24 protein-coding genes are annotated in these 23,862 nt (G+C 37.1%); 20 read left to right on the plus strand and 4 right to left on the minus strand.

Annotated elements, in window-relative coordinates; genetic code table 11:
• The first annotated feature begins 4 nt into the window (after positions 1 to 4).
• The 6 genes from G6534_RS03985 (at position 5) to recD2 (ending at position 6,524) form a co-directional block, all read left to right on the plus strand.
• A complete protein-coding gene (locus G6534_RS03985) occupies positions 5 to 1,153 on the plus strand; it encodes a cysteine desulfurase family protein (RefSeq protein WP_010020100.1) in 1,149 nt (382 codons plus the stop codon).
• A 56-nt stretch (positions 1,154 to 1,209) separates the two neighbouring features.
• Positions 1,210 to 1,545 carry a hypothetical protein gene (locus G6534_RS03990; RefSeq protein WP_010020099.1) on the plus strand — a complete coding sequence of 112 codons (336 nt, stop codon included), beginning with the start codon at positions 1,210 to 1,212 and terminating at the stop codon, positions 1,543 to 1,545.
• 14 nt (positions 1,546 to 1,559) lie between these two features.
• The gene (gene mnmA, locus G6534_RS03995; protein ID WP_056945164.1) at positions 1,560 to 2,678 is read left to right on the plus strand and encodes a tRNA 2-thiouridine(34) synthase MnmA; all 1,119 of its coding nucleotides are present in this window, start codon (positions 1,560 to 1,562) and stop codon (positions 2,676 to 2,678) included.
• A 150-nt stretch (positions 2,679 to 2,828) separates the two neighbouring features.
• Positions 2,829 to 3,479: a histidine phosphatase family protein gene (locus G6534_RS04000; protein ID WP_059074174.1), complete on the plus strand. Its 651-nt coding sequence runs from the start codon at positions 2,829 to 2,831 to the stop codon at positions 3,477 to 3,479.
• An 8-nt stretch (positions 3,480 to 3,487) separates the two neighbouring features.
• Positions 3,488 to 4,156, plus strand: a complete 669-nt coding sequence (locus tag G6534_RS04005) for a tetratricopeptide repeat protein (RefSeq protein WP_059074175.1) — start codon at positions 3,488 to 3,490, stop codon at positions 4,154 to 4,156.
• Entirely contained in the window at positions 4,143 to 6,524 is a 2,382-nt protein-coding gene (gene recD2, locus G6534_RS04010; protein WP_182083160.1) for an SF1B family DNA helicase RecD2, read from the plus strand. Before G6534_RS04005 ends, recD2 begins: the two co-directional genes overlap by 14 nt.
• A gap of 53 nt (positions 6,525 to 6,577) precedes the next feature.
• On the opposite strand, the gene G6534_RS04015 is transcribed toward recD2, so the two are convergent.
• From G6534_RS04015 to def, 4 genes are all read right to left on the minus strand, one after another.
• A complete protein-coding gene (locus tag G6534_RS04015; RefSeq protein ID WP_059074176.1) occupies positions 6,578 to 7,522 on the minus strand; it encodes a diacylglycerol/lipid kinase family protein in 945 nt (314 codons plus the stop codon).
• A 42-nt stretch (positions 7,523 to 7,564) separates the two neighbouring features.
• Positions 7,565 to 9,256, minus strand: a complete 1,692-nt coding sequence (gene rnjA / locus G6534_RS04020; RefSeq protein ID WP_059074177.1) for a ribonuclease J1 — start codon at positions 9,254 to 9,256, stop codon at positions 7,565 to 7,567.
• Between the two features lie 3 nt (positions 9,257 to 9,259).
• Positions 9,260 to 9,472 (minus strand): DNA-directed RNA polymerase subunit epsilon, encoded by a 213-nt coding sequence (locus G6534_RS04025; RefSeq protein ID WP_010020092.1) that lies wholly within the window; start codon positions 9,470 to 9,472, stop codon positions 9,260 to 9,262.
• Between the two features lie 136 nt (positions 9,473 to 9,608).
• Complete coding sequence (def, locus tag G6534_RS04030; RefSeq protein WP_059074178.1) at positions 9,609 to 10,169, minus strand: peptide deformylase; 561 nt, start codon at positions 10,167 to 10,169, stop codon at positions 9,609 to 9,611.
• A gap of 248 nt (positions 10,170 to 10,417) precedes the next feature.
• On the opposite strand from def, the gene G6534_RS04035 reads away from it, so the two are divergent.
• From G6534_RS04035 to G6534_RS04100, 14 genes are all read left to right on the plus strand, one after another.
• Positions 10,418 to 11,416: a D-2-hydroxyacid dehydrogenase gene (locus G6534_RS04035; protein WP_059074179.1), complete on the plus strand. Its 999-nt coding sequence runs from the start codon at positions 10,418 to 10,420 to the stop codon at positions 11,414 to 11,416.
• Positions 11,417 to 11,577: 161 nt separating this feature from the next.
• Positions 11,578 to 12,681, plus strand: coding sequence for a pyruvate dehydrogenase (acetyl-transferring) E1 component subunit alpha (pdhA, locus tag G6534_RS04040; RefSeq protein ID WP_059074199.1), 1,104 nt, complete (start codon positions 11,578 to 11,580; stop codon positions 12,679 to 12,681).
• A 2-nt stretch (positions 12,682 to 12,683) separates the two neighbouring features.
• On the plus strand, positions 12,684 to 13,661 hold the full coding sequence (locus G6534_RS04045) for an alpha-ketoacid dehydrogenase subunit beta (protein ID WP_059074180.1): 978 nt from the start codon (positions 12,684 to 12,686) through the stop codon (positions 13,659 to 13,661).
• 25 nt (positions 13,662 to 13,686) lie between these two features.
• Entirely contained in the window at positions 13,687 to 14,970 is a 1,284-nt protein-coding gene (locus G6534_RS04050) for a 2-oxo acid dehydrogenase subunit E2 (protein WP_059074181.1), read from the plus strand.
• A 6-nt stretch (positions 14,971 to 14,976) separates the two neighbouring features.
• Positions 14,977 to 16,404, plus strand: a complete 1,428-nt coding sequence (gene lpdA, locus G6534_RS04055) for a dihydrolipoyl dehydrogenase (RefSeq protein ID WP_059074182.1) — start codon at positions 14,977 to 14,979, stop codon at positions 16,402 to 16,404.
• A 123-nt stretch (positions 16,405 to 16,527) separates the two neighbouring features.
• A complete protein-coding gene (locus G6534_RS04060; RefSeq protein ID WP_182083161.1) occupies positions 16,528 to 16,818 on the plus strand; it encodes a UPF0223 family protein in 291 nt (96 codons plus the stop codon).
• Entirely contained in the window at positions 16,805 to 17,584 is a 780-nt protein-coding gene (locus G6534_RS04065; RefSeq protein WP_059074183.1) for an inositol monophosphatase family protein, read from the plus strand. Before G6534_RS04060 ends, G6534_RS04065 begins: the two co-directional genes overlap by 14 nt.
• A 74-nt stretch (positions 17,585 to 17,658) precedes the next feature.
• Positions 17,659 to 19,497 (plus strand): translational GTPase TypA, encoded by a 1,839-nt coding sequence (typA, locus tag G6534_RS04070; RefSeq protein ID WP_235586337.1) that lies wholly within the window; start codon positions 17,659 to 17,661, stop codon positions 19,495 to 19,497.
• 135 nt (positions 19,498 to 19,632) lie between these two features.
• Positions 19,633 to 20,811, plus strand: a complete 1,179-nt coding sequence (locus tag G6534_RS04075) for an FtsW/RodA/SpoVE family cell cycle protein (RefSeq protein ID WP_059074185.1) — start codon at positions 19,633 to 19,635, stop codon at positions 20,809 to 20,811.
• Positions 20,812 to 20,815: 4 nt separating this feature from the next.
• Positions 20,816 to 21,082: a DUF2129 domain-containing protein gene (locus tag G6534_RS04080; protein ID WP_238788913.1), complete on the plus strand. Its 267-nt coding sequence runs from the start codon at positions 20,816 to 20,818 to the stop codon at positions 21,080 to 21,082.
• On the plus strand, positions 21,079 to 21,627 hold the full coding sequence (rsmD, locus tag G6534_RS04085) for a 16S rRNA (guanine(966)-N(2))-methyltransferase RsmD (protein WP_059074187.1): 549 nt from the start codon (positions 21,079 to 21,081) through the stop codon (positions 21,625 to 21,627). The genes G6534_RS04080 and rsmD overlap by 4 nt, the downstream gene beginning before the upstream one ends.
• A 1-nt stretch (position 21,628) precedes the next feature.
• Positions 21,629 to 22,120 carry a pantetheine-phosphate adenylyltransferase gene (coaD, locus tag G6534_RS04090; RefSeq protein WP_059074188.1) on the plus strand — a complete coding sequence of 164 codons (492 nt, stop codon included), beginning with the start codon at positions 21,629 to 21,631 and terminating at the stop codon, positions 22,118 to 22,120.
• A gap of 6 nt (positions 22,121 to 22,126) precedes the next feature.
• Positions 22,127 to 23,182, plus strand: coding sequence for a SepM family pheromone-processing serine protease (locus tag G6534_RS04095; protein ID WP_059074189.1), 1,056 nt, complete (start codon positions 22,127 to 22,129; stop codon positions 23,180 to 23,182).
• 39 nt (positions 23,183 to 23,221) lie between these two features.
• Complete coding sequence (locus G6534_RS04100) at positions 23,222 to 23,821, plus strand: helix-hairpin-helix domain-containing protein (protein WP_059074190.1); 600 nt, start codon at positions 23,222 to 23,224, stop codon at positions 23,819 to 23,821.
• Positions 23,822 to 23,862: the final 41 nt, after the last annotated feature.

Below are 23,862 nucleotides of genomic sequence, written 5' to 3' on the forward strand. Positions count from 1 at the left end.
TATTGTGGCATTTATTTATTTAGATAATGCTGCCACCACACCGATGGCTACACCTGTAGTCGATGTAATCAGTGAACAGATGGCTAATAATTTTGGTAATGCATCTGCTACCAATTATTTTGGTCGTCAAGCTCGAAAAGTTTTGGATGAAAGCCGGCATACGATTGCTCAAAGTCTCAACGCTAAAGACTCAGAAATTGTCTTTACTAGTGGTGGGACTGAGAGTGACAATACCGCTGTAATTCAAACAGCATTATCTAGACAAAAACTAGGTAAACATATCATAACGACTGCGATTGAGCATGAAGCAATTCTTAAACCGTTAGCTTATTTAGAAACATTGGGTTTTGAAGTAACTTATTTAAAACCTAATGAACGCGGTGAAGTGACTGCTCAACAAGTCAAAGATGCTTTACGTGATGATACTATTCTAGTAACGATCATGTACGGTAACAACGAAGTTGGTTCGATGAATCCAATTAAAGAAATTGGTGAAGTCTTAAAAGACCATCAAGCATATTTCCACACTGATGCTGTTCAAGCATTTGGAATGGAAGATATTGATGTCAAAGACCAACACATTGATATGTTATCAACTTCAGCTCATAAGATTAATGGACCGAAGTTCATCGGCTTTTTGTATATCAATGATGATATTCATATTCCATCATTTATTAAAGGTGGCGACCAGGAGACTAAACGTCGTGCGGGAACAGAAAATGTACCTGCTATCGCTGGTTTTGCTAAAGCCGTTGAGTTGATTACTCCGGAAGAAAAACAAGCTCGACAAGATCGTTATTTTGGATTTAAACAAACGATCCAAAAGATCTTAACAGAGAATAAAATTGATTTTGACATCAATGGACCAAAGGATAAACATGCTTTAAACCATGTAATGAATTTGTATTTGCCAGGAATTGATCGTGGCGTTTTATTGACGAGATTAGATCTTGACGAAGTAGCAATTTCGGGAGGTTCTGCATGTACAGCCGGAAGTTTGGAACCATCACACGTGTTAGTGGCTATGTATGGTGAAGACAGTCCAAGAATCAATGATTCAGTCAGAATCAGTTTTGGTAAAGACAATACTGAAGAAGAAGTAGTTGAATTTACCAACAAACTAGTTAAAATCGTGCAAGACTTGACTAATTAAGCAATTTTATTCAAACTTATAATTAAGAGAAAATATGATTATGAGGGATGATTATTATGGATAAACGCCAAGCTCAAGTACAAGGGGATCAAGAAGTTTACGAACTTAACCCCGAAGTAAAAAAATATTCACTATTGGATTCTGGTTTCATGGAAACAAATAAAGGTAGTTTTCGTCTGGAACACCCAATCAATGGGTCATCTCCTTACGAGGCTAGATATTATTTGCGTGCCGTTGTTAGCAAGAATCTAGACAGTTTGAAATTGTCGATCACTGATAAAAGTGGGATGCACAATATCAATATGTTCAAAATTAAAGATGTAGAAAAGGAAATCAGTGACTATCGTTACTTGATGAACTTTTTGAAAGAAAAAAACGTATTAGTTAAATAAAATGAGGTTTTCAAATGGATAATAAGAAGAAGCGTGTTGTAGTAGGTATGAGTGGTGGCGTTGACTCGTCAGTTAGTGCACTTCTTTTGAAACAACAAGGTTATGAGGTTATTGGAGTTTTCATGAAGAACTGGGATGATTCTGATGACTCTGGTGTATGTACTGCTACTGAGGATTATGAGGATGTTGCTAAGGTTGCCAACAAGATTGGTATTCCTTATTACTCAGTTAATTTTGAAAAGGAGTACTGGGACCGCGTGTTCGAGTATTTCCTAGCAGAATATCGTAAGGGTAGAACACCAAACCCTGATGTTATGTGTAACAAAGAAGTTAAGTTCAAGGCTTTCTTGGACTATGCTAACAAATTAAACGCTGATTACATCGCAATGGGTCACTATGCACAATCATTCCGTGACGACAACGGTGTAGTTCACTTGCTTCGTGGTGGCGATGCTAACAAGGATCAAACTTATTTCTTGAGCACTGTTCAACAAGAGCAATTACAAAAAGCATTGTTCCCAATCGGTGGTATGCAAAAGTCAGAAGTTCGTCGCATTGCTGAAGAAGCTGGATTAGCTACTGCTAAGAAGAAGGACTCAACTGGTGTATGTTTCATCGGTGAGAGAAACTTCCGTAAGTTCTTGAGCGAATTCTTGCCTGCACAACCTGGTAAGATGATGACACCAGACGGTGAGATCAAGGGTGATCACGCTGGTTTGATGTACTACACAATCGGTCAAAGACAAGGCCTAGGTATCGGTGGAAATGGTAAGTCAAACGAGCCTTGGTTCGTAGTTGGTAAGGACATGAGTAAGAATATTCTTTATGTCGACCAAGGATACGATAATCCAAGACTATATGCTGATCATTTGGACGCATCTGACTTGTCATTTATCACAGGCTTAGATTATGGCGATACTTTCCATGCCACAGCTAAGTTCAGATATCGTCAACAAGATACTGGCGTTACAGTTCACGTCTTAGGCGATGGTAAGGTCAATGTTGAGTTTGATAACCCAGTTCGTGCAATTACACCAGGACAAGAAGTTGTCTTCTATGACGGCGAGGAATGTCTAGGTGGCGCAACTATTGATTGTGCTTACATGGCAGAAAAGAAGCTACAATACATTTAAAAAACATAAAACAGTAATTTAAATTGGCTATTTGTGTAGTCAGTTTTGATTACTGTTTTTTTATATTTTCAGTAAAAAACACTCCAACTTGAAAAAATCTTCCAAAAAACCGATAATTAGAAGTAATTAACTTTGTAAGGTGAGAATAAAATGGAATTATATTTTGTCAGACACGGAAAGACCGAATGGAATTTAGAAGGAAAATATCAAGGTGGACATGGTGATTCACCACTTTTGCCAGAAAGTTTGCATGATATCAGCTTACTAGCAAAACGATTGCAAGCTATAAATATTGACCATATCTATTCCAGTCCTTTGCCACGTGCTAAAACTACTGCTGAAACGTTGATCAAAGATTTGAATCGTCAAATACCTTTTGACATTGTTGATGGTCTTAGAGAATTTGATTTAGGAATTATGGAAGGTCGCAAATTTTCTGAATTAGAAAATGAAATGCCAGAAGTAATTTATGCTTTTAGACATCAACCAAAAGACTATGATTATGACTTGATCAAAGGCGAATCTTTTGAACAAGTTGCTAAGAGAACTACAGCAGCAGTGAAAGAAATAGTTGCTCAAAATTCTCCTGATAGCAATCTTGTAATAGTTAGTCATGGAGCTGCTTTAGTGACTTTGATCCAATCGTTATTAGGAACTAAGATTTGCGATATTCGTAAGAATGGTGGTCTTTCCAACACTAGTCTGACTCATTTACAATACCAAGACGGCCAATTTAAATTAATCAAGTGGAATGAAACTAGTTACCTGGACAAACAATTAGACAGTTCAGATACTATTTGAGGTAACCGATGAACAAACAAGCAGAAAAATTATTTAATCAAGGCGATAAAGAGGCTGCTGTTAAGCTGTTAGTAGCAGACTTGAAACAAAACCCAAAGCAATTGCCTGAGATTTTACAGTTATCAACTTATTTAGTCCAAGCTGGCGATTTAGAACAAGCCGAGGAATTATTAGCTCGTTCGTTAGAGATATTTAAAGACAATCAAGATTTACTTTATAATTTGGGTAATATTTATTATTTAGCTGATAAATATGATAAAGCTAATGACATCTTTCAAAAATTGGTCAACAATGATTACGCTTTTGAAGCATATTTTATGTTGGCTAAAACTTTGGATGAACAAGGTAAACGTCAACTAGCAATTATGTACGCTTTAACGGCAGTTGAAAAAGCACCTAAAGATTTACGCTCAAATGAATTATTAGCCGATTTATTGCTGGCTAACGGTAATTTTCAAGAAGCATTAACATTCTATCAAGCGGCTAATAAAATCCAACCAGAGGCCAAATTTTACTTTAATATGGCCTTGTGTGCAATGAATCTCAAAAAAGAATATCAATCATACTTAAATCAAGCCAAAAAATTGGATGAAAAGTATTATTTAAAAAATGAAAAGAAATTAGCTGATCTACAAGAATTCATAAAAAAGCAAGGGGATAGCAATGACGGACAGTAATGAAACACCATATTTCTTAGGCACTGTCAAAGCTATCTTTTTTGAGAATCCGGAAAACCTTTATAAAATTTTTACAATTAAAATAAAGAAAACAAATACTGATTGGGATGCGAAAGATATTGTTGTAACTGGTAGCTTTGGTGAAATATCAGAAGAAGAGGAATATCGTTTCGAAGGCCGCATCGTTGACCATCCCAAATATGGCAAGCAATTTCAAGCTACTTCATACCAAAGAAGTCGTCCTAATGGTCGTAAAGAATTAATCAGCTTCTTTTCTAGTGAAGAGTTTCCTGGTATTGGTAAGAAAAAAGCCGAAAAGATTGTTGATGAATTAGGTAACGATGCTATCGATAAAATTCTTAAAGACCCTCATGCACTTGATTTCTTGAAATTGGGAACTGAAAAGACTCAACAGATTATTGAACAAATCTCTAGCAATCATCAGACAGAGCAAGCCTTGTATCAATTGAATAACTATGGCTTTGGACCTACTTTGAGTGCACGGATCTATCAAAAGTATGGAGTTCAAACACTGGAAAAGATTCAAGACGATCCTTATCAATTAGTTTTAGATGTTAAAGGTGTCGGTTTCAAGCGAGCTGATGAATTGGCTAGAAGATTAGGGATTACTGGTGATGACCCTCGACGGATCAAAGGTGCCTTAATTCAGATGACGAGCTCAATGATCAATGAAACTGGCGATACTTACGTTGATGGGCAAGATTTGATTAGAAGAGTTATGGGAGTTTTGAGAAATAATTCAACTGATGACTTGGCGCAAAAGTTAGTAGCTGGTTTACGAGATTTAGTTAAAAACGGAGTTTTGCTAGTTGAAGATGGCAATGTTTATCAAAAAGATCTGGCAGATTCTGAATGGTCGATAGCACAGTCTTTGAAGATGATCACTGATACTTTTAAGGGTGTCTCATGGACTGAACACGCCATGAAAAAAGAACTTAAAAAAATTGAAAAGCGTTTTAAAGTTAAATATGATGACTCACAAGAAAAAGCTATTCGTCAATTTTTGACGCATCCAATTTTTCTATTAACTGGTGGTCCGGGAACTGGTAAAACGACTATCATCAATGCAATTGTAGCAGCATATGCTGAATTAAATGATATGCCCCTTGATCCAGCTTCAGATGATTATGCGATTGCTTTAGCTGCTCCAACGGGAAGAGCTGCTAAACACATGGGAGAGGCAACTGGTCTGCCAGCTATGACAATTCATCGCTTGTTAGGTCTAACGGGTACTGAAGATGACGAATATGCTGAACCAAGCCTTGATTGCAAATTGTTGATTATTGATGAGATGTCGATGGTCGATACAAAATTATTCAAAGTTTTGATATCAGCTGTGCAGCCTGGAACGCAGATCGTTTTAGTAGGTGATCGTGATCAGTTACCATCAGTTGGACCGGGACAAATTTTTGCGGATTTGATCAATAGTGATGCTTTTCCAACAACAATCTTAAAGAATATCCATCGTCAGGATGAAGATTCAACGATTATTCAATTAGCTCATGATATAAATGAAGGAATTATTGTTGATGGTATTTTTCAAAATAGGGCTGATCGGAGTTTCATCAATTGCGATAGTCGAAATGTCCCTAGTGTCTTGTCACAGATTATTGCAAAATCGAGTGAACGTGGTTTCGATATTGCCGATGTGCAAGTTTTAGCCCCAATGTACCGTGGTCAAGCGGGGATTGATAATTTGAATTATGTGATTCAAAATGTTGTCAATCCGATGAAGCCGAAAAGAAAAGAAGTTTCGATGGGTAATGTTAAATATCGAATCAATGATAAAGTTGTCTATTTGGTCAATACACCTGAAGACAATGTTTTTAACGGCGAGATTGGGAAAATTGTCGGGATAATTCTTGCTAAAGAAAATACCGACCACGTTGACCAATTAGTAATTGATTTTGATGGCAATGAGGTGACATTGGATCGTAAAGATTGGACTAATATTTCTTTAGCTTACTGTACTTCAATCCATAAATCGCAAGGTTCAGAATTTGAAATGGTAATTTTGCCACTTGTTAATGAAGAATCTAGAATGTTACGCCGTAATTTGTTGTATACAGCTGTAACACGTGCTAAGAGATTATTGATCATGGTAGGTGATAGGTCGGCTTTTGAACGGTCAATCAAAGATCAATCGAGTGAACGTCAGACCACATTGAAACAAAGAATTTTTACTACATTTAAGATTAAAGTACCAGAAGCACCATCGGAAGAAGAAACACAAGAACAAGCTCCTATCGATTATCGTTTGACTTTAGACATGATTATGAATAATGCTATTGACCCGATGATTGGTATGGAACACATAACTCCTCAAGATTTTTTGGAGAAAAAATAACCTCGTTAGAGTGCAATGAAACAATGCATTCTAGCGAGGTTTTTGTTTAAAGATTATTTAACTGGTAACCAAAAGGGATGTTGACTGATCTCAAAATTGAAATTGAATTCATGCTGATTTAATTCTTCACCATCCATCTGACCATATTGATCAGTTTGGTTATGAAGTGAAAAATGTTTGTCTTCAATATGCCAAACGTTTTTATCTTGTAGATGAGAACCATTGGTCAACAATTTGCTGAACAATTTGATGAATGTCATCCCAGTGATCTTTTTTACGACAACCAGATTCAAGTGATGGTTAAAAGGAGTAGCGGTTGGATCAATCGCAAAACCACCACCAAAATAAGGATGGTTTGTAGCAACCACGATATAGGCTGAGTCAAAATGTTTTTTCTTGTCTTCATAATCAACGTCTAATCCAAAAGCTGGTTGCTTTTTGATAACCTTTAATAGATTAGTGAAATAAGAAAGAGTCCCCAAATGTAATTTGTTGAGGAAATCTTTTCGTTCAGAATTATTTGTGTAATAAACCGTACGAGCATCGAAACCAATACCGATATTGTTAATAAAATAATGGGAAAAATCATTATTATATGCTTTACCAACATCGATTATTTGAGGTTGCTTCATTGAAAGAATGGCTTGTAATAAAATTACGGGATCCTTGATCTTTAATTTTATGCCACGGCAAAAATCATTACCAGAACCACCAGGAATATATCCTAAGGCAGTATTGGGGTAATTAGATTCTTTGACACCATTGACGGCTTGATTTAACGTTCCATCGCCACCGATAACGATGATTTTACTATTAGTTGGATGATTGGCTAACTGTTTAGCAATCCGAACGCCATCGCCATCTTTTAAAGTTTTGTGGATCTCGTAAGTGATTTTATTTTTATCTAGAAAATTTATTACCTTATGACAAGCGGAGATTGCTAATCCATTGCCAGCATGGTGATTTAAAATTATTTCAATTTTTGTAGTTTTACTCATTTGAATACCCTTAAATAAAAAAAGTAGATCAAATGATCTACTTTAGATTGAAGTTCCAATTAACATTGGTAAGATAACAGGATTTCTAGCTGTACGTTTGTACAAAAATTCTTGCAATCCTTCAATGATGATACGTTTTAATGTTGCTTCAGTAACTTTTTCATCTTCATCGTCAAATGCATTCTTGATCAAGTGGAAGACACGTTTTTGTGCTTGGTTGATCAATTCACCTGATTCACGCATGTAAACAAAACCACGTGAAAGAATATCAGGACCAGCTAAAACGATGTGCTTTTGATAATCGATCGTAGCAACAACGACAACCATTCCTTCTTCGGAAAGAACTTGACGGTCGTGGATAACTACGTTTCCGATATCACCAACACCTTTACCGTCGACATAAACGTCACCAGCAGGGAAGTGTCCAGCTACACGAGCAGTATCTTTAGTTAAAGCTAAGACATCACCATTTTCCAAAAGGAAGGAGTGATCTTGAGGTACGTCACACAACTCAGCTAATTCAGTGTGAATCTTCAACATTCTGTACTCACCGTGAATTGGCATGAAGAACTTAGGTTTCATTAAACGAAGCATTAACTCTTGTTCTTCTTGACCACCGTGACCGGAAGCATGGATGTTGTTGACTTTACCATGAATAACTTCAGCACCAGCTTCTGAAAGTTGGTTGATCAAGTGGTTAACACTGATTGTGTTACCAGGAATAGGGTTACTTGAGAAGATAACCGTATCGCCTGGTTGAATAGTGATTTGTCTGTGAGTACCATTGGCAATTCTACTTAAAGCAGCTAATGGTTCACCTTGTGATCCAGTACATAGGATCAAAGTCTCTGAAGCCGGAGTTTGGTTCAAAGCATGTGGATCAATCAACATGTTGTCAGGAATATTTAAGTATCCTAATTCTCGACCATTTTCAATTGCTTGTTCCATGCTTCGTCCGAAGACTGCAATCTTTCTACCTTGTTGCATCGCCGCATCGACCGCTTGCGAAATACGATAGATGTTAGAAGCAAAGGTAGCAAAGATGATTCGTCCTTGAATCGTTTCAAAGATTTGGTGAATCGTTAAACCGACAGAACGTTCTGACTTAGAGAAAGTAGGTATTTCGGCATTAGTACTATCAGATAGTAAGCACAAAACACCTTTAGCACCGAGTGCAGCCATCTTTTGTAAGTTAGGTGATGGCAATCCAGCAACCGGTGTTAAATCAAACTTAAAGTCACCAGTTTCAACGATAATTCCCTGAGGGGTATGAACAGCGATACCTAAGGTATCAGGAATTGAGTGAGTCGTTCTAAAGAATGAGACACTAGTCTTTGGGAATTTAATAACATCGTCTTCGTGCAAGACGTGCATTTCGGTCGTTCTTAATAGACCATGTTCTTCCAATTTACCTTTAATTAATGCACAAGCTAATGGACCGGCATAAATAGGGATGTTAGGAAGTTGTTGAAGGAGATAAGGGATACCACCGATGTGATCTTCGTGACCGTGAGTGATAAATAGACCCTTGATCTTATCCTTATTTTCTACTAAGTAGCTGTAATCAGAAATGACATAGTCAATTCCGAGGAGTTCGTCTTCTGGAAACTTAATTCCGGCATCAATTACGATCAATTCGTCTTGATATTGAACTCCGTACATATTTTTACCGATTTCGCCAAGGCCCCCGATGGCAAAAACGGCAACTTCATTATTTTTAACTTTAAAGGACATTAACTAAAACTCCGTTAATTTAAAGTCAGGGCTCTTTTTCTCATATTCGAGATGTTTTTCATCGAGCTCCTGAATAAATTCGATGTCATAGTCAGTATTGTCCTCTACTGCTTGACGTACTTCGATACTTGAAGCAGCGTCCATATAGAGTGAATGTGTAAATTCACGACGGGGGTTATCTAGTTCACTTGTTTGATACAAAACTTTATAAATCAATATATAATTCTCCTTTAATCAAATTGAATGAAACAAGTCAGTCTCATTCGGTAATTCTTTTCCAGTCCATTTGTGCACTATTCAATAGATAGCACAATTCTACCATAATAAGTTATCTAAGTATACTTAACTACTATTACGAAATGACTACAGTACTTGGATCTAATTCAAATGGAGCAGTCTTACTGATCTTGTCGTAATATAGGTGACCATTTAAGTGATCGATTTCGTGTTGGCAAACAATGGCAGGGTAGTCTCTGACACGAAGTGTTTGTGAGTTACCATCGAAGTCATCATATTTAATAGTGATACGGTCAGCGCGAGGAACAAATCCAGGGACATCTTTATCAACTGATAAGCAACCTTCACCTTCAGACAAAGCGGCTCTTTGAACTGAGTTTCTGATGATAACAGGATTGATCAAAGTCATTTTGAGAAGTGGCTTGTCAGGATCTTCATCATTAGGAACTAAAACAGAAGCCATCATTTTTGAAACGCCAACTTGAGGTGCGGCCAAACCAACACCGGCTCTTAGTTGATGTTTTTCAGCGTATTCTTCATCTTGACTCTTAACGAGATATTCCATCATGTTGTCCGCTAAAGCTTTATCTTCATCACTTAGTGGAAATTGAACCTTTTCTGCAACTTTTCTTAAAACGGGATCGCCATCACGGACGATATCTTTCATAAAATACATAGTTTCCTCCAAATGTTAAATTGTACAAAATTACCTTAGTATATCTATTATAGATTATTTTTCTTAAAAAATAGAAGCAAATGAAAATTTTTTTGAAAAAGCAAGCAAGAAAGCGTAATCATTTCAAGCAATTTTTTATTATGCCATATCTTTGTTATATCAAACATCATAATGATAAAATAGTTAATGTATATGTTACCGATTTCATATTGGTGCGTAAATAAAAAAGATGGCTGGAGGTTTTGTTAATGAAGCTAATTGATTTTGGCGTCAGGGAAGATGAAAAGAAATATATTCAAGAATGGTCTAAGACCAACAATATTGAAGTAAAAATCGTGACTGATTTGTTAACGCCAGAAACAGTCAAAATGGCTCAAGGATACGATGGAATTGTTGCTTATCAGCAGTTACCATACGATGAAAAAATTTTTGATACGATGAATGAATTTGGGATTCATGTTTTATCGTTGCGTAATGTTGGGGTAGATAATATTCCATTTGCAGCTTTGAAGAAAAATAATATTCGCTTGACTAATGTTCCAAGTTATTCACCAGAAGCAATCGCTGAATATTCAGTTGCTGGCTTGATGGCATTATTACGTAATTTTAAACATATGATTAGAAAAGTGGACCAACACGATTTCAGATGGGCACCGGATATCGGTCGTGAATTAAATCAATTGACAGTCGGGGTTGCAGGTACCGGAAGAATTGGTCGAGCTGCGATAAAAATTTATCAAGGATTTGGTGCAAAAGTTATCGCATATGACAAATTTCACAATCCAGAAATTGAAAAACAAGGATTATATGTCGATGACTTAGATACGCTTTTGAAAGAATCTGATGTTGTAACTCTACATATCCCTAGTCTTGGTAAGGGACATACCGTTATTAATAAGGATACGATTGCTGAAATGAAAAGCGATGCTATCGTGGTCAATTCAGCTCGTGGCGATTTGATCAACACACAAGATCTCTATGATGCAGTAGCAAATGGAAAGCTCTACGGTGCAGTTTTGGATGTTTATGAAAAAGAAGTTGGTGTGTTTAATACTGATTTAAGTGATCAAGAATTTAACGATAAATTATTAGAACGAGTAATTAAGAGTAATCGCATTATTTTAACACCACACATCGCCTTTTATACAACTAAGGCCGTAAAGAATATGGCGACTGTTTCTCTCGATTCAATGGTCGCTGAACTAGAGCATGGAAGCTCTGAAAATGAAATAAATTTGGATAAATAGTTACAATTTTCACAAACTTATGAAAAATATTTTTGAATTTTTTTTGTGCCAAGAACGTTGAAACTACTTGTTTTTTAGCAGATCAATGTTAGACTAAAATTATATGAAAGCCCTTACAAATATTCACAAGGGATGAGTTTTTTATGAAAGGACTGTGGAGAATGGCAAATAAACCAATTGTTGATTTTGAAGCAATAAAAAATAATTTATCAAATGTTTCAAAACCCATTCAAGTATTGAACGAAAATGCTGAAATTACGGATCAAGAGGTTTTTGATAGTTTTTCAGATGAGGATTTAGTTGAATTCATGAAGAAAATGGTCTGGGAACGTGCTTTGCATGAACAGACAATGAACTTTTCACGTCAAGGACGCATGGGATTCTATGCTCCAACTGAAGGTGAGGAAGCTTCTGAGATGGGAACTGTTCTCGCAATGAAGAAACAAGATTATCTTCTACCTGCTTATCGTGATGTTCCTCAATTGATTCAACACGGAGCTACTGTAACGGAAGCTTATCTTTGGTCAAGAGGTCACGTTTTAGGTAATAAATTTAAAGCTCGCTCAATGATGCCACAAATTATCATCGGTGCTGCTTATGTTGAAGCCGCTGGTGTTGGACTTGGTATCAAGAAGAACAAAGAAGAAGATACGATTGCCTTCACATATACTGGTGATGGTGGTACTTCACAAGGTGATAGTTATGAAGGAATGAACTTTGCTGGTGCTTATCAAGCTCCTGTTTTGTTCATCGTTCAAAATAATGGCTTTGCTATTTCGACACCTCGTGCCAAACAAACAGCTGCTCCAACATTAGCTCAAAAGGCTGTTGCCGCTGGTATTCCTAGTGTTCAAGTTGATGGTATGGATATCTTAGCTTGTTATGCGGTTGCTAAAGCAGCTCGTGACTACATGGTTGCTGGCAATGGTCCAGTCTTAATTGAAACCTTAACTTATCGTTTTGGTGCTCACTCAAGTGCGGGTGATGATCCTAAACGTTACAGAACTAAGGAACAAGAACAACCTTGGTTTGAAAAAGATCCATTGATTCGTCTCAGAAAAGTTCTTACAGATAAGGGACTTTGGTCAGAAGACGAAGAAGATAAATTAGTTGATGAATACAAAGCATCATTTAAAGATGCAATTAAAGAAGCAGATAATGTTCCTGCCGATAAAGTTTCCGATATGTTGAAACGTACTTTTGAAATTCCAACTCCAGAAATGAAACAAGAGATTGATAAATTTGAAGCAAAGGAGTCGAAGTAAAAATGGCTAAGAAAACTTATATTCAAGCAGTTACAGATGCCTTAGACATTGTTCTGGAAGACGATCCAAAAACATTGATCTTCGGTGAAGATGTTGGTAAAAATGGTGGTGTTTTTAGAACTACTCAAGGACTTCAAGAAAAATACGGTGAAGATAGAGTCTTCGATACTCCACTTGCTGAATCAGGAATCATGGGACTTGCAACTGGTCTTGGTTTGACTGGTTGGCGCCCAATCCCTGAAATTCAGTTCATGGGCTTCTCTTTTGAAGCTGTTGACCAAATTGCTGGTCAATTGGCTAGAATGCGTTTTAGATTTGATGGTTTGAAGAATGCTCCTGTAACGATCCGTACACCATATGGTGGTGGTACACATACAGCTGAAATGCATGCTGATAACCTAGAAAATTTCTTTACGGGTGTTCCTGGACTTCGTGTTGTAATGCCAAGTAATCCATATGATGCTAAAGGCCTGTTGATTTCATCAGTTGAAAATAATGACCCAGTATTATTTATGGAAAACTTGAAATTGTATCGTTCAATGAAAGACGATATTCCTGATGGCAAATACACAGTTCCTTTGGATAAAGCAAACGTTGTCCGTGAAGGAAATGATATTACTATCGTAGCTTACGGTGCTGAAGTCAATGAAGCCCTTAAAGTTGCTGATAGCCTAGCAGAAAAGAATATCTCAGTTGAAGTTATCGACCTTAGAACTGTGTCACCAATCGATACAGAAACAATTTTCAAGTCAATTGAAAAGACTCATAAAGTTGTAATCGTTCAAGAAGCTCAAAAGATGGCCGGAGTTGGCGCACAAGTTGCATCAGCTATTGCTGAAGGCGCTATTCTTTCTCTCGATGCACCAGTTGGTAGAGTTGCAGCACCAAACAGTGTTTATCCATTTGCGTTAGGTGAAGACATTTGGATCCCACGTGCCAAAGAAATTGAAGAAAAAGTAAATGAGATTCTCAACTACTAATTAATCGAAGGAAGGGAAAACAACTATGGCTTACAAATTTAAATTACCAGAACTTGGCGAAGGGATGGCCGAAGGTGAAATTGCTAGCTGGCTAGTTAAAGAAGGAGACACCGTAAAAGAAGATGACTCCTTGGTAGAAATTCAAAATGATAAATCAGTTGAAGAACTACCATCTCCAGTTGCCGGAACTGTCAAACAAATTGTAGCTAAAGAAGGAGAAACAGTTGAAGTCGGCGATACTTTGATTGTTATCGATGATGGTTCACCAGACGATGGCGATGATGAAACTGAAAAGAAGACTGAGACTAAGGAAGAAGCTAAACCCGCTGCAGCTAAAGAAGAAGCTGGACCCGCAACCGGATCAGCCAACGCTAAATATTTGGCAATGCCATCAGTTCGTCAATATGCACGTGACGAAGGTGTTGATTTGAGCCAAGTAACTCCAAGTGGTAAACATGGTCAAATTACTAAGGCTGATGTTGACGCCTTTAAGAGTGGCAATCCACAAGCAGCTGCCCAAACTTCGACAACTGCCGCTACGAGTCCTGCTGCAGCTTCAAGCGCACCAGCCCAACCAATTACTCCTTACAAGTCAGCAACTCCAGAATTAGAAACTCGTGAAAAGATGTCTATGACTAGAAAAGCTATTGCTAAGGCAATGCTCAATAGTAAACACACAGCTCCTCACGTAACTAGTTTTGATGACGTTGAGGTAAGCGCTCTGATGGCCAACCGTAAGAAGTACAAAGCTATTGCTGCTGATAAAGGCATTCATTTGACATTCCTACCATATATTGCTAAAGCTCTAGTAGCTGTTTTGAAAGCATATCCAGAATTGAATGCTTCAATCGATGATTCAACAGAAGAAATCGTCTATAAGCACTATTACAATATCGGAATTGCTACAAACACAGAACATGGACTTTATGTTCCAAATGTTAAGAACGTTGATTCTAAAGGTATGTTTGAAATTGCCAAAGAAATCACTGAAAACTCACAAGCTGCTTATGACAACAAGTTGAGTATGGACAAAATGTCTGGTGGTTCAATCACTATCAGTAATGTTGGTTCAATCGGTGGTGGCTGGTTTACTCCAGTTATCAATTATCCTGAAGTAGCAATTCTTGGTGTTGGTAAGATTGCTAATGAACCTTATGTAGATGAGGACGGCAACATTCAAGTAGGTAAGATGTTGAAGTTATCATTAAGTTATGATCACAGATTGATCGATGGTGCTTTAGCTCAAAACGCTTTGAACTTATTGAAGAAGTTGTTGCACGATCCAGACATGTTATTGATGGAGGGCTAATTTAAAATGGCAGAAAATGTAATAGAAAAAGATACCGTTATTATTGGATCAGGCCCTGGTGGTTATGTTGCAGCAATCAGAGCTTCAGAATTAGGACAAGATGTAACAGTTATTGAAAAATCGGATACCGTCGGTGGTGTTTGTTTGAATGTTGGCTGTGTGCCTTCAAAGGCTTTGATCACAGCTGGCCACAGACTTCAACAAGCTAAGGATTCATCAACCTACGGTATTACAACTAGTGACGCTACGATTGATTTTACTAAGACACAAGCATGGAAAGATGAAAAAGTTGTTGCTCGGATGACTAATGGTGTTCAAATGCTACTCAAGAAGCATCACGTTGAGTTGATTAATGGTGAAGCATATTTGGATAGCGATACACAATTACGTGTTATGCCAAGTGGTCCTAGACAATTCATGGACAACGGTGGCGGTCAAACTATCAAGTTCAAGAATTTGATTTTGGCAACTGGTAGTCGTCCTATTGAAATCAGAGGATTCAAATTCGATGATCGCGTAATCGATTCAACTGGTGGCTTGAATTTGAAAGAAGTTCCTAAAGAGTTCATCATTATCGGTGGTGGTTATGTCGGAACAGAGCTTGCCGGTGCTTATGCTGACCTTGGTGCTCATGTAACTATTCTTGAAGGTTCTCCAAATATCATTCCTAACTTCGAAAAAGACATGGTTTCTATCGTTAAGAAGAACCTCGAGAAAAAAGGCGTTACGATTATTACTAACGCTATGGCTAAAAAGAGTGAAAATAAGGGCGATCACGTTGATGTTACTTATGAAGTGGACGGCACTCCAACTACGATCAGTGCTGACTATTGCATGGTAACCGTCGGACGTCGTCCAAATACTGATAACTTTGGACTTGAAATGACTAATGTTAAGACAACTGACAGAGGGCTTGTTGAAGTTGATGAACAAGGCAAGACTTCAGTTGATCACATTTATGCTATTGGTGATATCACTCCTGGACCAGCTTTAGCTCATAAGGCTTTCTTTGAAGCTAAAACTGCCGCAGGTGCTATTTCTGGTAAGAATACAGCTAATGACTACATTGGCGTTCCAGCTGTTTGTTTCACTGACCCAGAATTAGCTAGTGTTGGTTTGACTGAAAAAGATGCCAAAGATAAAGGTATCGATGTCAAAGTTGCTAAATTCCCATTTGCCGGCAACGCCCGTGCAGTCTCCTTGGATGCTGCTGAAGGATTCGTGAAATTGATTGCCCAAAAAGATACTGGAACACTTCTTGGTGGTCAAATTGTCGGACCTGGTGCTAGTGATTTGATCTCTGAATTGAGTGTTGCAATTAATTGTCAGCTAAATGCTGAAGATATTGCTCTCACAATTCACCCACATCCAACTCTAGGTGAACCAATTCAAGAAGCTGCCGATATTTTGATTGGTTATCCAACACACATTTAAATCAGTCTTGCGTTTAGAAACCAAAATAGGATATTTTGTAAACTAAATAAAATGATTTGACTAAAAGCGATGCAATTGCATCGCTTTTTTTGTATAGTAGAATAAATGAAAGGGGTTATTTCAATGCAAGATAATTACAGCTATCCGCTTGATGAGACTTGGAGTCAAGAAGATATCGTGACCGTAATAGATTTATATAATGCCGTCGAAAAGGCCTATGAGTCAGGTGTCAAGCGGGATGAATTTTTGCAAAAATACCGCTCGTTCCAACAAGTAGTGCCCATGAAGATGGAGCAAAAACGTCTCGACAAAGAATTTGAAAGAGAGTCGGGCTATTCAATTTATCAAGTCTTCAAACAATGTCAAAAAGCTAAAAACAGTGAGAAAGTCAGGATTCGAAATGAACGTAGATAGTAAAAAGATCGATGCATTTTTAGTAGAATTGTTAACTAAGGTCGGAGCCAATTTACGAGAAGATTCTATTAAAAAAATGTCCGTCGGTACGAAAAAAAATCGTAATGATCTAGTAACTAATTTTGATAAAAAGACTGAGCAATTCGTTAATTCAGAAATTAAAAAAGCTTATCCAGAGGCTACAATCGTCAGTGAAGAAGGTTATGGCGATTTGGTTAAGGATATGTCAGGCTTGGTTTTCTTTGTCGATCCTATTGATGGTACGATGAATTTTGTGAAGCGCGGTGGCGATTTCGCTTCAATGATTGGCGCTTACATTGACGGTGAACCATTAATTGGTGCTATCATAGACGTTATGGATAATGAAATTTATCATGGTGGTAAGGAAATTGGGTTATTTATCAATCAAACACCGATTGATTCCCCAAAGGATTTACCTTTGATAGAAGGGCTAGTTGACATATCAGCTCCAATGGCTTTGGCGAATAAATTTGATGTTCAAGAAGTCGTTAAAAAGAGCAGTGGGCTAAGAGTTTATGGTAGTGCCGGAATTATTTTCGGACATCTTTTAACTGGAAAAGAAGTCATGTATATGTCATACTTAGCTCCTTGGGATTTAGCCGCTGGACGCGTTCTGTGTGAAGCAGCGGGGATGAGTGTCGTAAGTATTGACGATTCCCCAATAAATATGTTAGAATCACAAGTCGTAATAGTTGGTACTCAGAAGGTTGCTTCTGAAGCACTAAAGACACTTAAAGCGCGTTAGTGAACTGTGACAGTCATTCACAGTTTTTTTATTGCAAGTAATCTAAACACGTATTTATGGAAGGAAGAACTAATTTGACTAAGAGAAGAGAAGATATTAGAAACATTGCGATCATCGCTCACGTTGACCACGGTAAAACTACATTAGTTAACGAAATGCTAAAACAATCAGACACACTAGGAAAGCACTACGAAATCCAAGACCGTGCGCTTGATTCAAATGCTATTGAAAGAGAACGTGGTATCACAATCCTTTCAAAGAATACAGCTGTTGATTACAAGGGTAAGAAGATCAATATCTTGGATACACCAGGACACGCGGACTTCGGTGGTGAAGTTGAACGTATCATGAAGATGGTCGATGGTGTATTGCTAGTTGTTGATGCATATGAAGGTACAATGCCTCAAACACGTTTTGTTTTGAAGAAAGCTTTGGAACAACACTTAACACCAATCGTTGTTATTAACAAAATTGATAGACCAGGTGCTCGTCCTGCAGAAGTTGTTGACGAAGTACTTGAATTGTTTATCGAATTAGGTGCTGATGATTCACAACTTGATTTCCCTGTTATTTACGCTTCAGCTATCAACGGTACATCAAGTTATTCAGATGATCCTGCTAAACAAGAACACACAATGGATCCATTGTTTGACACAATTTTGAAGACAATCCCTGCACCAATCGACAACTCAGATGAACCATTACAATTCCAAGTTGCTCTACTAGACTATAACGATTACGTTGGTCGTATCGGTATTGGACGTGTCTTCCGTGGAAAGATCAAGGTTGGTGACAATGTTACTGTTATGAAACTTGACGGTTCTACAAAGAACTTCCGTGTAACCAAGTTATTTGGTTTCATGGGCTTGAAGCGTGTTGAAATCAATGAAGCTAAAGCTGGAGACTTAATTGCTGTTTCTGGTATGGAAGATATTTTCGTTGGTGAAACTGTTACACCAGTTGACCATCAAGAAGCACTTCCATTGCTACGTATTGATGAACCAACATTGAAGATGATGTTCTTACAAAATAATTCACCATTTGCTGGCCGTGAAGGTACAGAAGTTACTGCTAGAAAGATCGAAGACCGTTTGAAGAAACAATTGCACACTGATGTTTCATTGAAGGTTGAAGATACTGATCAAGCTGGTGCTTGGATGGTTTCAGGTCGTGGTGAACTTCACTTGTCAATCCTTGTTGAAGAAATGCGTCGTGAAGGTTTCGAATTGCAACTATCACGTCCAGAAGTTATTTACAAGACTATTGATAACCAAAAGTGTGAACCTTTCGAAGAGGTTACAATTGATACTCCTGACGAATACGTTGGTTCAGTTATCGATTCAATGGCTCAAAGAAAAGGTGACATGGAAAACATGGAAAGTACAGGAAATGGTCAAACAAAACTTATTTTCTCTGCACCTTCACGTGGTTTGATTGGTTACTCAACAGAGTTCTTGTCAATGACTGGTGGTTACGGTATTTTGAACCACACATTCTCAGAATACAAACCAGTTGTTAAGAACTGGAACCCAGGTAGAAGAACTGGTGCTTTGGTTTCAATTAACCAAGGTCCATCAACTACTTATTCACTACAATCAGTTGAAGATCGTGGTACATTGTTCATCGGTGCCGGTGTTGATGTTTACGAAGGTATGATCGTTGGTGAAAGTAGCCGTGATCAAGATATCGCTGTTACTGTTACAAAGGGTAAGAACCTTACAAATACTCGTGCTGCTGGTAAAGACCACGCTGCTGCAATCAAGACACCTAAGGATATGTCACTTGAACAATCAATCGAATTCCTAAACGAAGACGAACTTTGTGAAGTAACACCTAAGAGTGTTAGATTACGTAAGAAGATCTTGAACACAAACGAACGTAAGAAGTTTGACAAACAAAAGAAGAATAACTAATAATTGATTATTTTAAGGGTTGGGGACAGTAGTCTTCAGCCCTTTTTGTTTTGATTTTTTGGTTCGATTATGCGGAGTTTTTTTATCTATTTGTTTGGTGGTATAATCGTTATATCAGATTTTAGGAGTTAAAATGTGAAAAAATTAAAGAAGATAGACTTATGGATCGTGATTCCATATATTCTGTTATTGGGTATAGGCATCGTAATGGTGTATTCAGCCAGTTTTTATAATTCTTTAATGTCTGGCGGTAGCACTAATCAGTATTTGATTAAGCAGGCCATCTATGCGGTGTTGGGGATTTTTCTATGTTATGTAACTTTTATGCTGAAAGAGCGAATTCTAAAGAGTCAGCGAATTTTGAGTATAGTAATGCTGATTACAGTAGGTTCGTTGTTTTATTTGTTAGGACGCGCTTTTGTTGATCCTAGTAGTCGTGTTAATGGGGCTTCTGCTTGGATCAGTTTGAAAATATTTAACTTTCAACCCTTAGAGTTTGCCAAATTGTTTTTGATTATGTTTTTGGCATTAGTATTGACCAATAAACAAAATCGATTGATCAGAAAACAAGGTTGGAAAGAAGTTTTTCATGAAGTTTTACAACCAATGATGATTGTTGCAGCAATTATTATCATGGTACTTGTACAGCCAGATATTGGTGGAGCTTTGATTTTGTCGTTGATAACATTAGTATTATTAGCTTCGTCAACTATTCCAGGAAAATTAATAGCTGAGCTAAGCGGCGTTTTGTTAACAGTTTTTATTGCTGTAGTTGTTATGATCACAAAGTTTCCACCTAATTTTGTAAAAACAAATTATGCTTACCAACGATTTTTGGCTATGCAGCATCCATTTCAATTGGAACAAAAATCTGGGGCGCAACTAGTTAATTCTTTTTATGCAATTAGTAATGGAGGATTTTTTGGTACTGGTTTAGGAAATAGTATTCAAAAGCGTGGTTATTTACCTGAACCACACACTGATTTTATTTTGTCGATTATCAGTGAAGAATTAGGCTTAGTTGGTGTGGCTTTTATTTTAGGTTTATTGCTGATTATTATTTTGAGAATGATTTCCTTGGGTTTTCGTTCTAAAAAAACTTATAATTCATTAGTTTATTATGGTGTGGCAACGATGATTTTGGCCCAAATTATCTTAAACGTTGGTGGATTGTTAGGATTGATTCCTTTGACTGGGGTTACTTTGCCATTTATTAGTTATGGTGGGTCCAGTTTATTGATTTTATCAGTCGCGTTAGGAATCGTCTTGAACCTTGAAGCAACAACTAAGTTTGAAAAAATGAAAAAAAGGTGATTCTATGTACAAAAAAGTGGAACGTCAGGCGCTGTATGTCTGGGTCTACTCACTAAAGAGGAGAAAGAAATTGCAACGTTATGGAACAATTTATTACACTTCTCCCAAAATGAAGTATGTTATGTTATACGTCAATTCGGAAAAAGCTTCAGAAGTTAGAAAAGAATTGATTTCTAAAAAATATGTCAAACGTGTGGCATTAGCTCATCGAAAAGAATTAGATGAACATTTTGTCTTAAAATCTAAGGATACTGAAGAGGAAGATCAATGAAGGTAGTTTCAGGTAAATTTCGAGGACTTAATTTAAAGGCAGTGCCAACTAATAACACTCGCCCAACTTCGGCCAAAGTTAAGGAAGCTGTCTTTAGCATGCTATCTCCTTACATGGTTGATGGAAATGCCCTAGATTTATTTGCTGGTACAGGTAGTTTAGGTATTGAAGCCGTTTCTAGAGGTTATGAAACAGCTTATTTAGTCGATAAAGCTTATAAAGCCATCAATACGATCAAAGAAAACGTCGAAAAAACTCGTGAAGAAGACAGCTTTGTGGTAATTAAGTCTAGTGCGACTGAAGCTTTGAAGAAGTTTGAAGATGAAAAGATCAAATTTGATTTAGTATTTTTAGATCCGCCATATCGGATGAAGATAACAGAACAAATCATCTCTGATTTGGTCGCTAATGATCTGTTAAATGATGGGGCAATTATTGTCGATGAAACAGATTACGATATAGATCTAGAATTAGAACAGATTGAATTGATTAAAGAAAAAAGATACAAAGATACTAAAGTAGCAATGTATCGATTTGGAGGTTAAAATGTCTGAAAGAATTGGTCTTTATGCGGGAAGTTTTGATCCAATTACCAATGGTCATTTGGATATTATTCGTCGGTCAGCTAAATTATTCGACAAATTGTATGTTGTACCAATGACGAATACTTCAAAAAATTACTTATTTACGTATCAAGAGAAAAAAGCTTTTATTGAAGAAGAAATTGCTGATTTAGATAATGTTGAAATTTTTGATGGTAAAAATGAACTGTCTACTAAGTTGGCTAAGGATTTAGGAGCACATTTCTTAGTGCGTTCCATGCGTAATCCAGATGATTTTGGTTATGAATCAGGAGTTGCTTCAATCAATAAAGTTTTGGATAAAAATATTGAAACGATATTCCTGCTAGCTAATGGCAAGTATGCTACGATATCATCATCAATGATGAAAGAGGTAGCAAAATTTGGTGGCGATATTTCTGAATTTGTTCCTCCAGCTGTTGCCAAAGCATTGATAAAGAAGTTGAGGAAGGAATAATTCATTTTGAAGTTCAACAAAACTAGAAACAAAGTTTTTGGTGCTATTTTTATTTTCATAGTTGTGGTAGCTTTTTTCTTCTATCCAACTAAATATTATTTGGAAGTACCGGGGTCAGCTGAAGATACCTCACAGTTCGTTAAAGTGGCTGGCAAACATGACCAAAAAAAGGGTAATTTGCTATTGACCACCGTCGGAATTGTTAATGGAACGCCATTTACACTTTTGAAATCTGTTGGCAATAACTTTGAGACTATTTATTCGCAACAAGAGTTGATGGGTGACGAAACGAATGAAGAGTACTTACGCGTTCAACAGTATTACATGAAATCAGCTACGAACAATGCCATCCAGGCTGCATATTCTAAGGCTGATAAACCATTTACGAAAAAGTATTTGGGTGTGTATGTCATGGATGTAATGGATAATTCTGATTTTAAGAATAAACTAGCAATTGGCGATACGATTACGTCGATCAACGGCTACCATTTCAATAATGCTGATCAATTTATTAAGTACGTCAAAAAGCAAAACAAGAAATCAACAGTAAAAATTAAATTTACTCGTGATGGCAAGCAAAAGACTGCTAGCGGAAAATTAGTTAAGCTAGCTGATACTAAGCGCTTTGGTTTAGGAATTACTTTAACTGATAATACTGAAGCAAAAGGGAAGCCGGCTACTAAGATCGATGCGGGTAGTATTGGTGGTCCGTCGGCTGGATTGATGTTTACTTTACAAGTTTATTCACAGATTACGAACAATAATCTAAAAGCTGGTCGTACGATTGCCGGAACGGGAACTATTTCTCCCGACGGTACAGTTGGTCCAATCGGTGGGATTGAGAAAAAGGTTTATGCTGCTTCTCAAGAAGGGGCAACGATTTTCTTTGCTCCCGATGATCCGGTTACTAAATTGATTAAGAAATATGAACCAGGCTACGTTAATAACTACCACTTAGCTTTACGTGCCGCTAAAAAAATTCATACTAAGATGAAGATCGTTCCTGTGAAGAATTTGAACGATGCAATTAATTATCTTGAAAAAACGAAACAGTCCAAATAAGGGCTGTTTTTTTTCGTAATTTTTTTTGAGGTGATAAAAATGAATGAATTTTTAGACTATGTTAAGCGTAATAAGATGGTAGTCATTGTTATAGGTGTTTTGATATTAGGATTTGGAGGCTATTGGTGGGGTAATCGAGTTCCAGTAGCCAAAAATGATATTAAAACTGAATTTAAAACTTCTAAAAAGGTTGTTGAGAAGGAAACCTCGGCTCCCAAAAATAAATTAGTAGCAGTTGATATTCAAGGTGCAGTGAAAAAGCCTGGTGTTTATCAGCTTAAAGAAAATTCTTTAGTTCAAGCAGCAATTCAATTGGCAGGAGGTTTAGCAGATAATGCTGATACTAAGCAAATCAATCAAGCTAAACGAGTTACTGATCAAATGCAAATTTATGTACCAGTCATTGGCAATAGTACTGCGTCAGTAACTGGTGCACCCGCTAAAGGTGAAAAACTCAATATTAATAATGCAAAAGTTGAAGATTTTAAGAATGTCACTGGGATTGGACCTAAGAAAGCTGAAAAAATCATTGCCTTTCGAGAGAAAAATGGTAATTTTAAAAATTTACATGATTTGACTAAGGTATCTGGCATTGGTGAAAAGAGTTTGGATTCCTTGAAAGATCAATTGACTGTTTAGCTTATGAAAAATTATTTTATTTTTCCGGCAATTATGATGGG

Source organism: Companilactobacillus pabuli, assembly GCF_014058425.1.
Lineage (GTDB): Bacteria > Bacillota > Bacilli > Lactobacillales > Lactobacillaceae > Companilactobacillus > Companilactobacillus pabuli.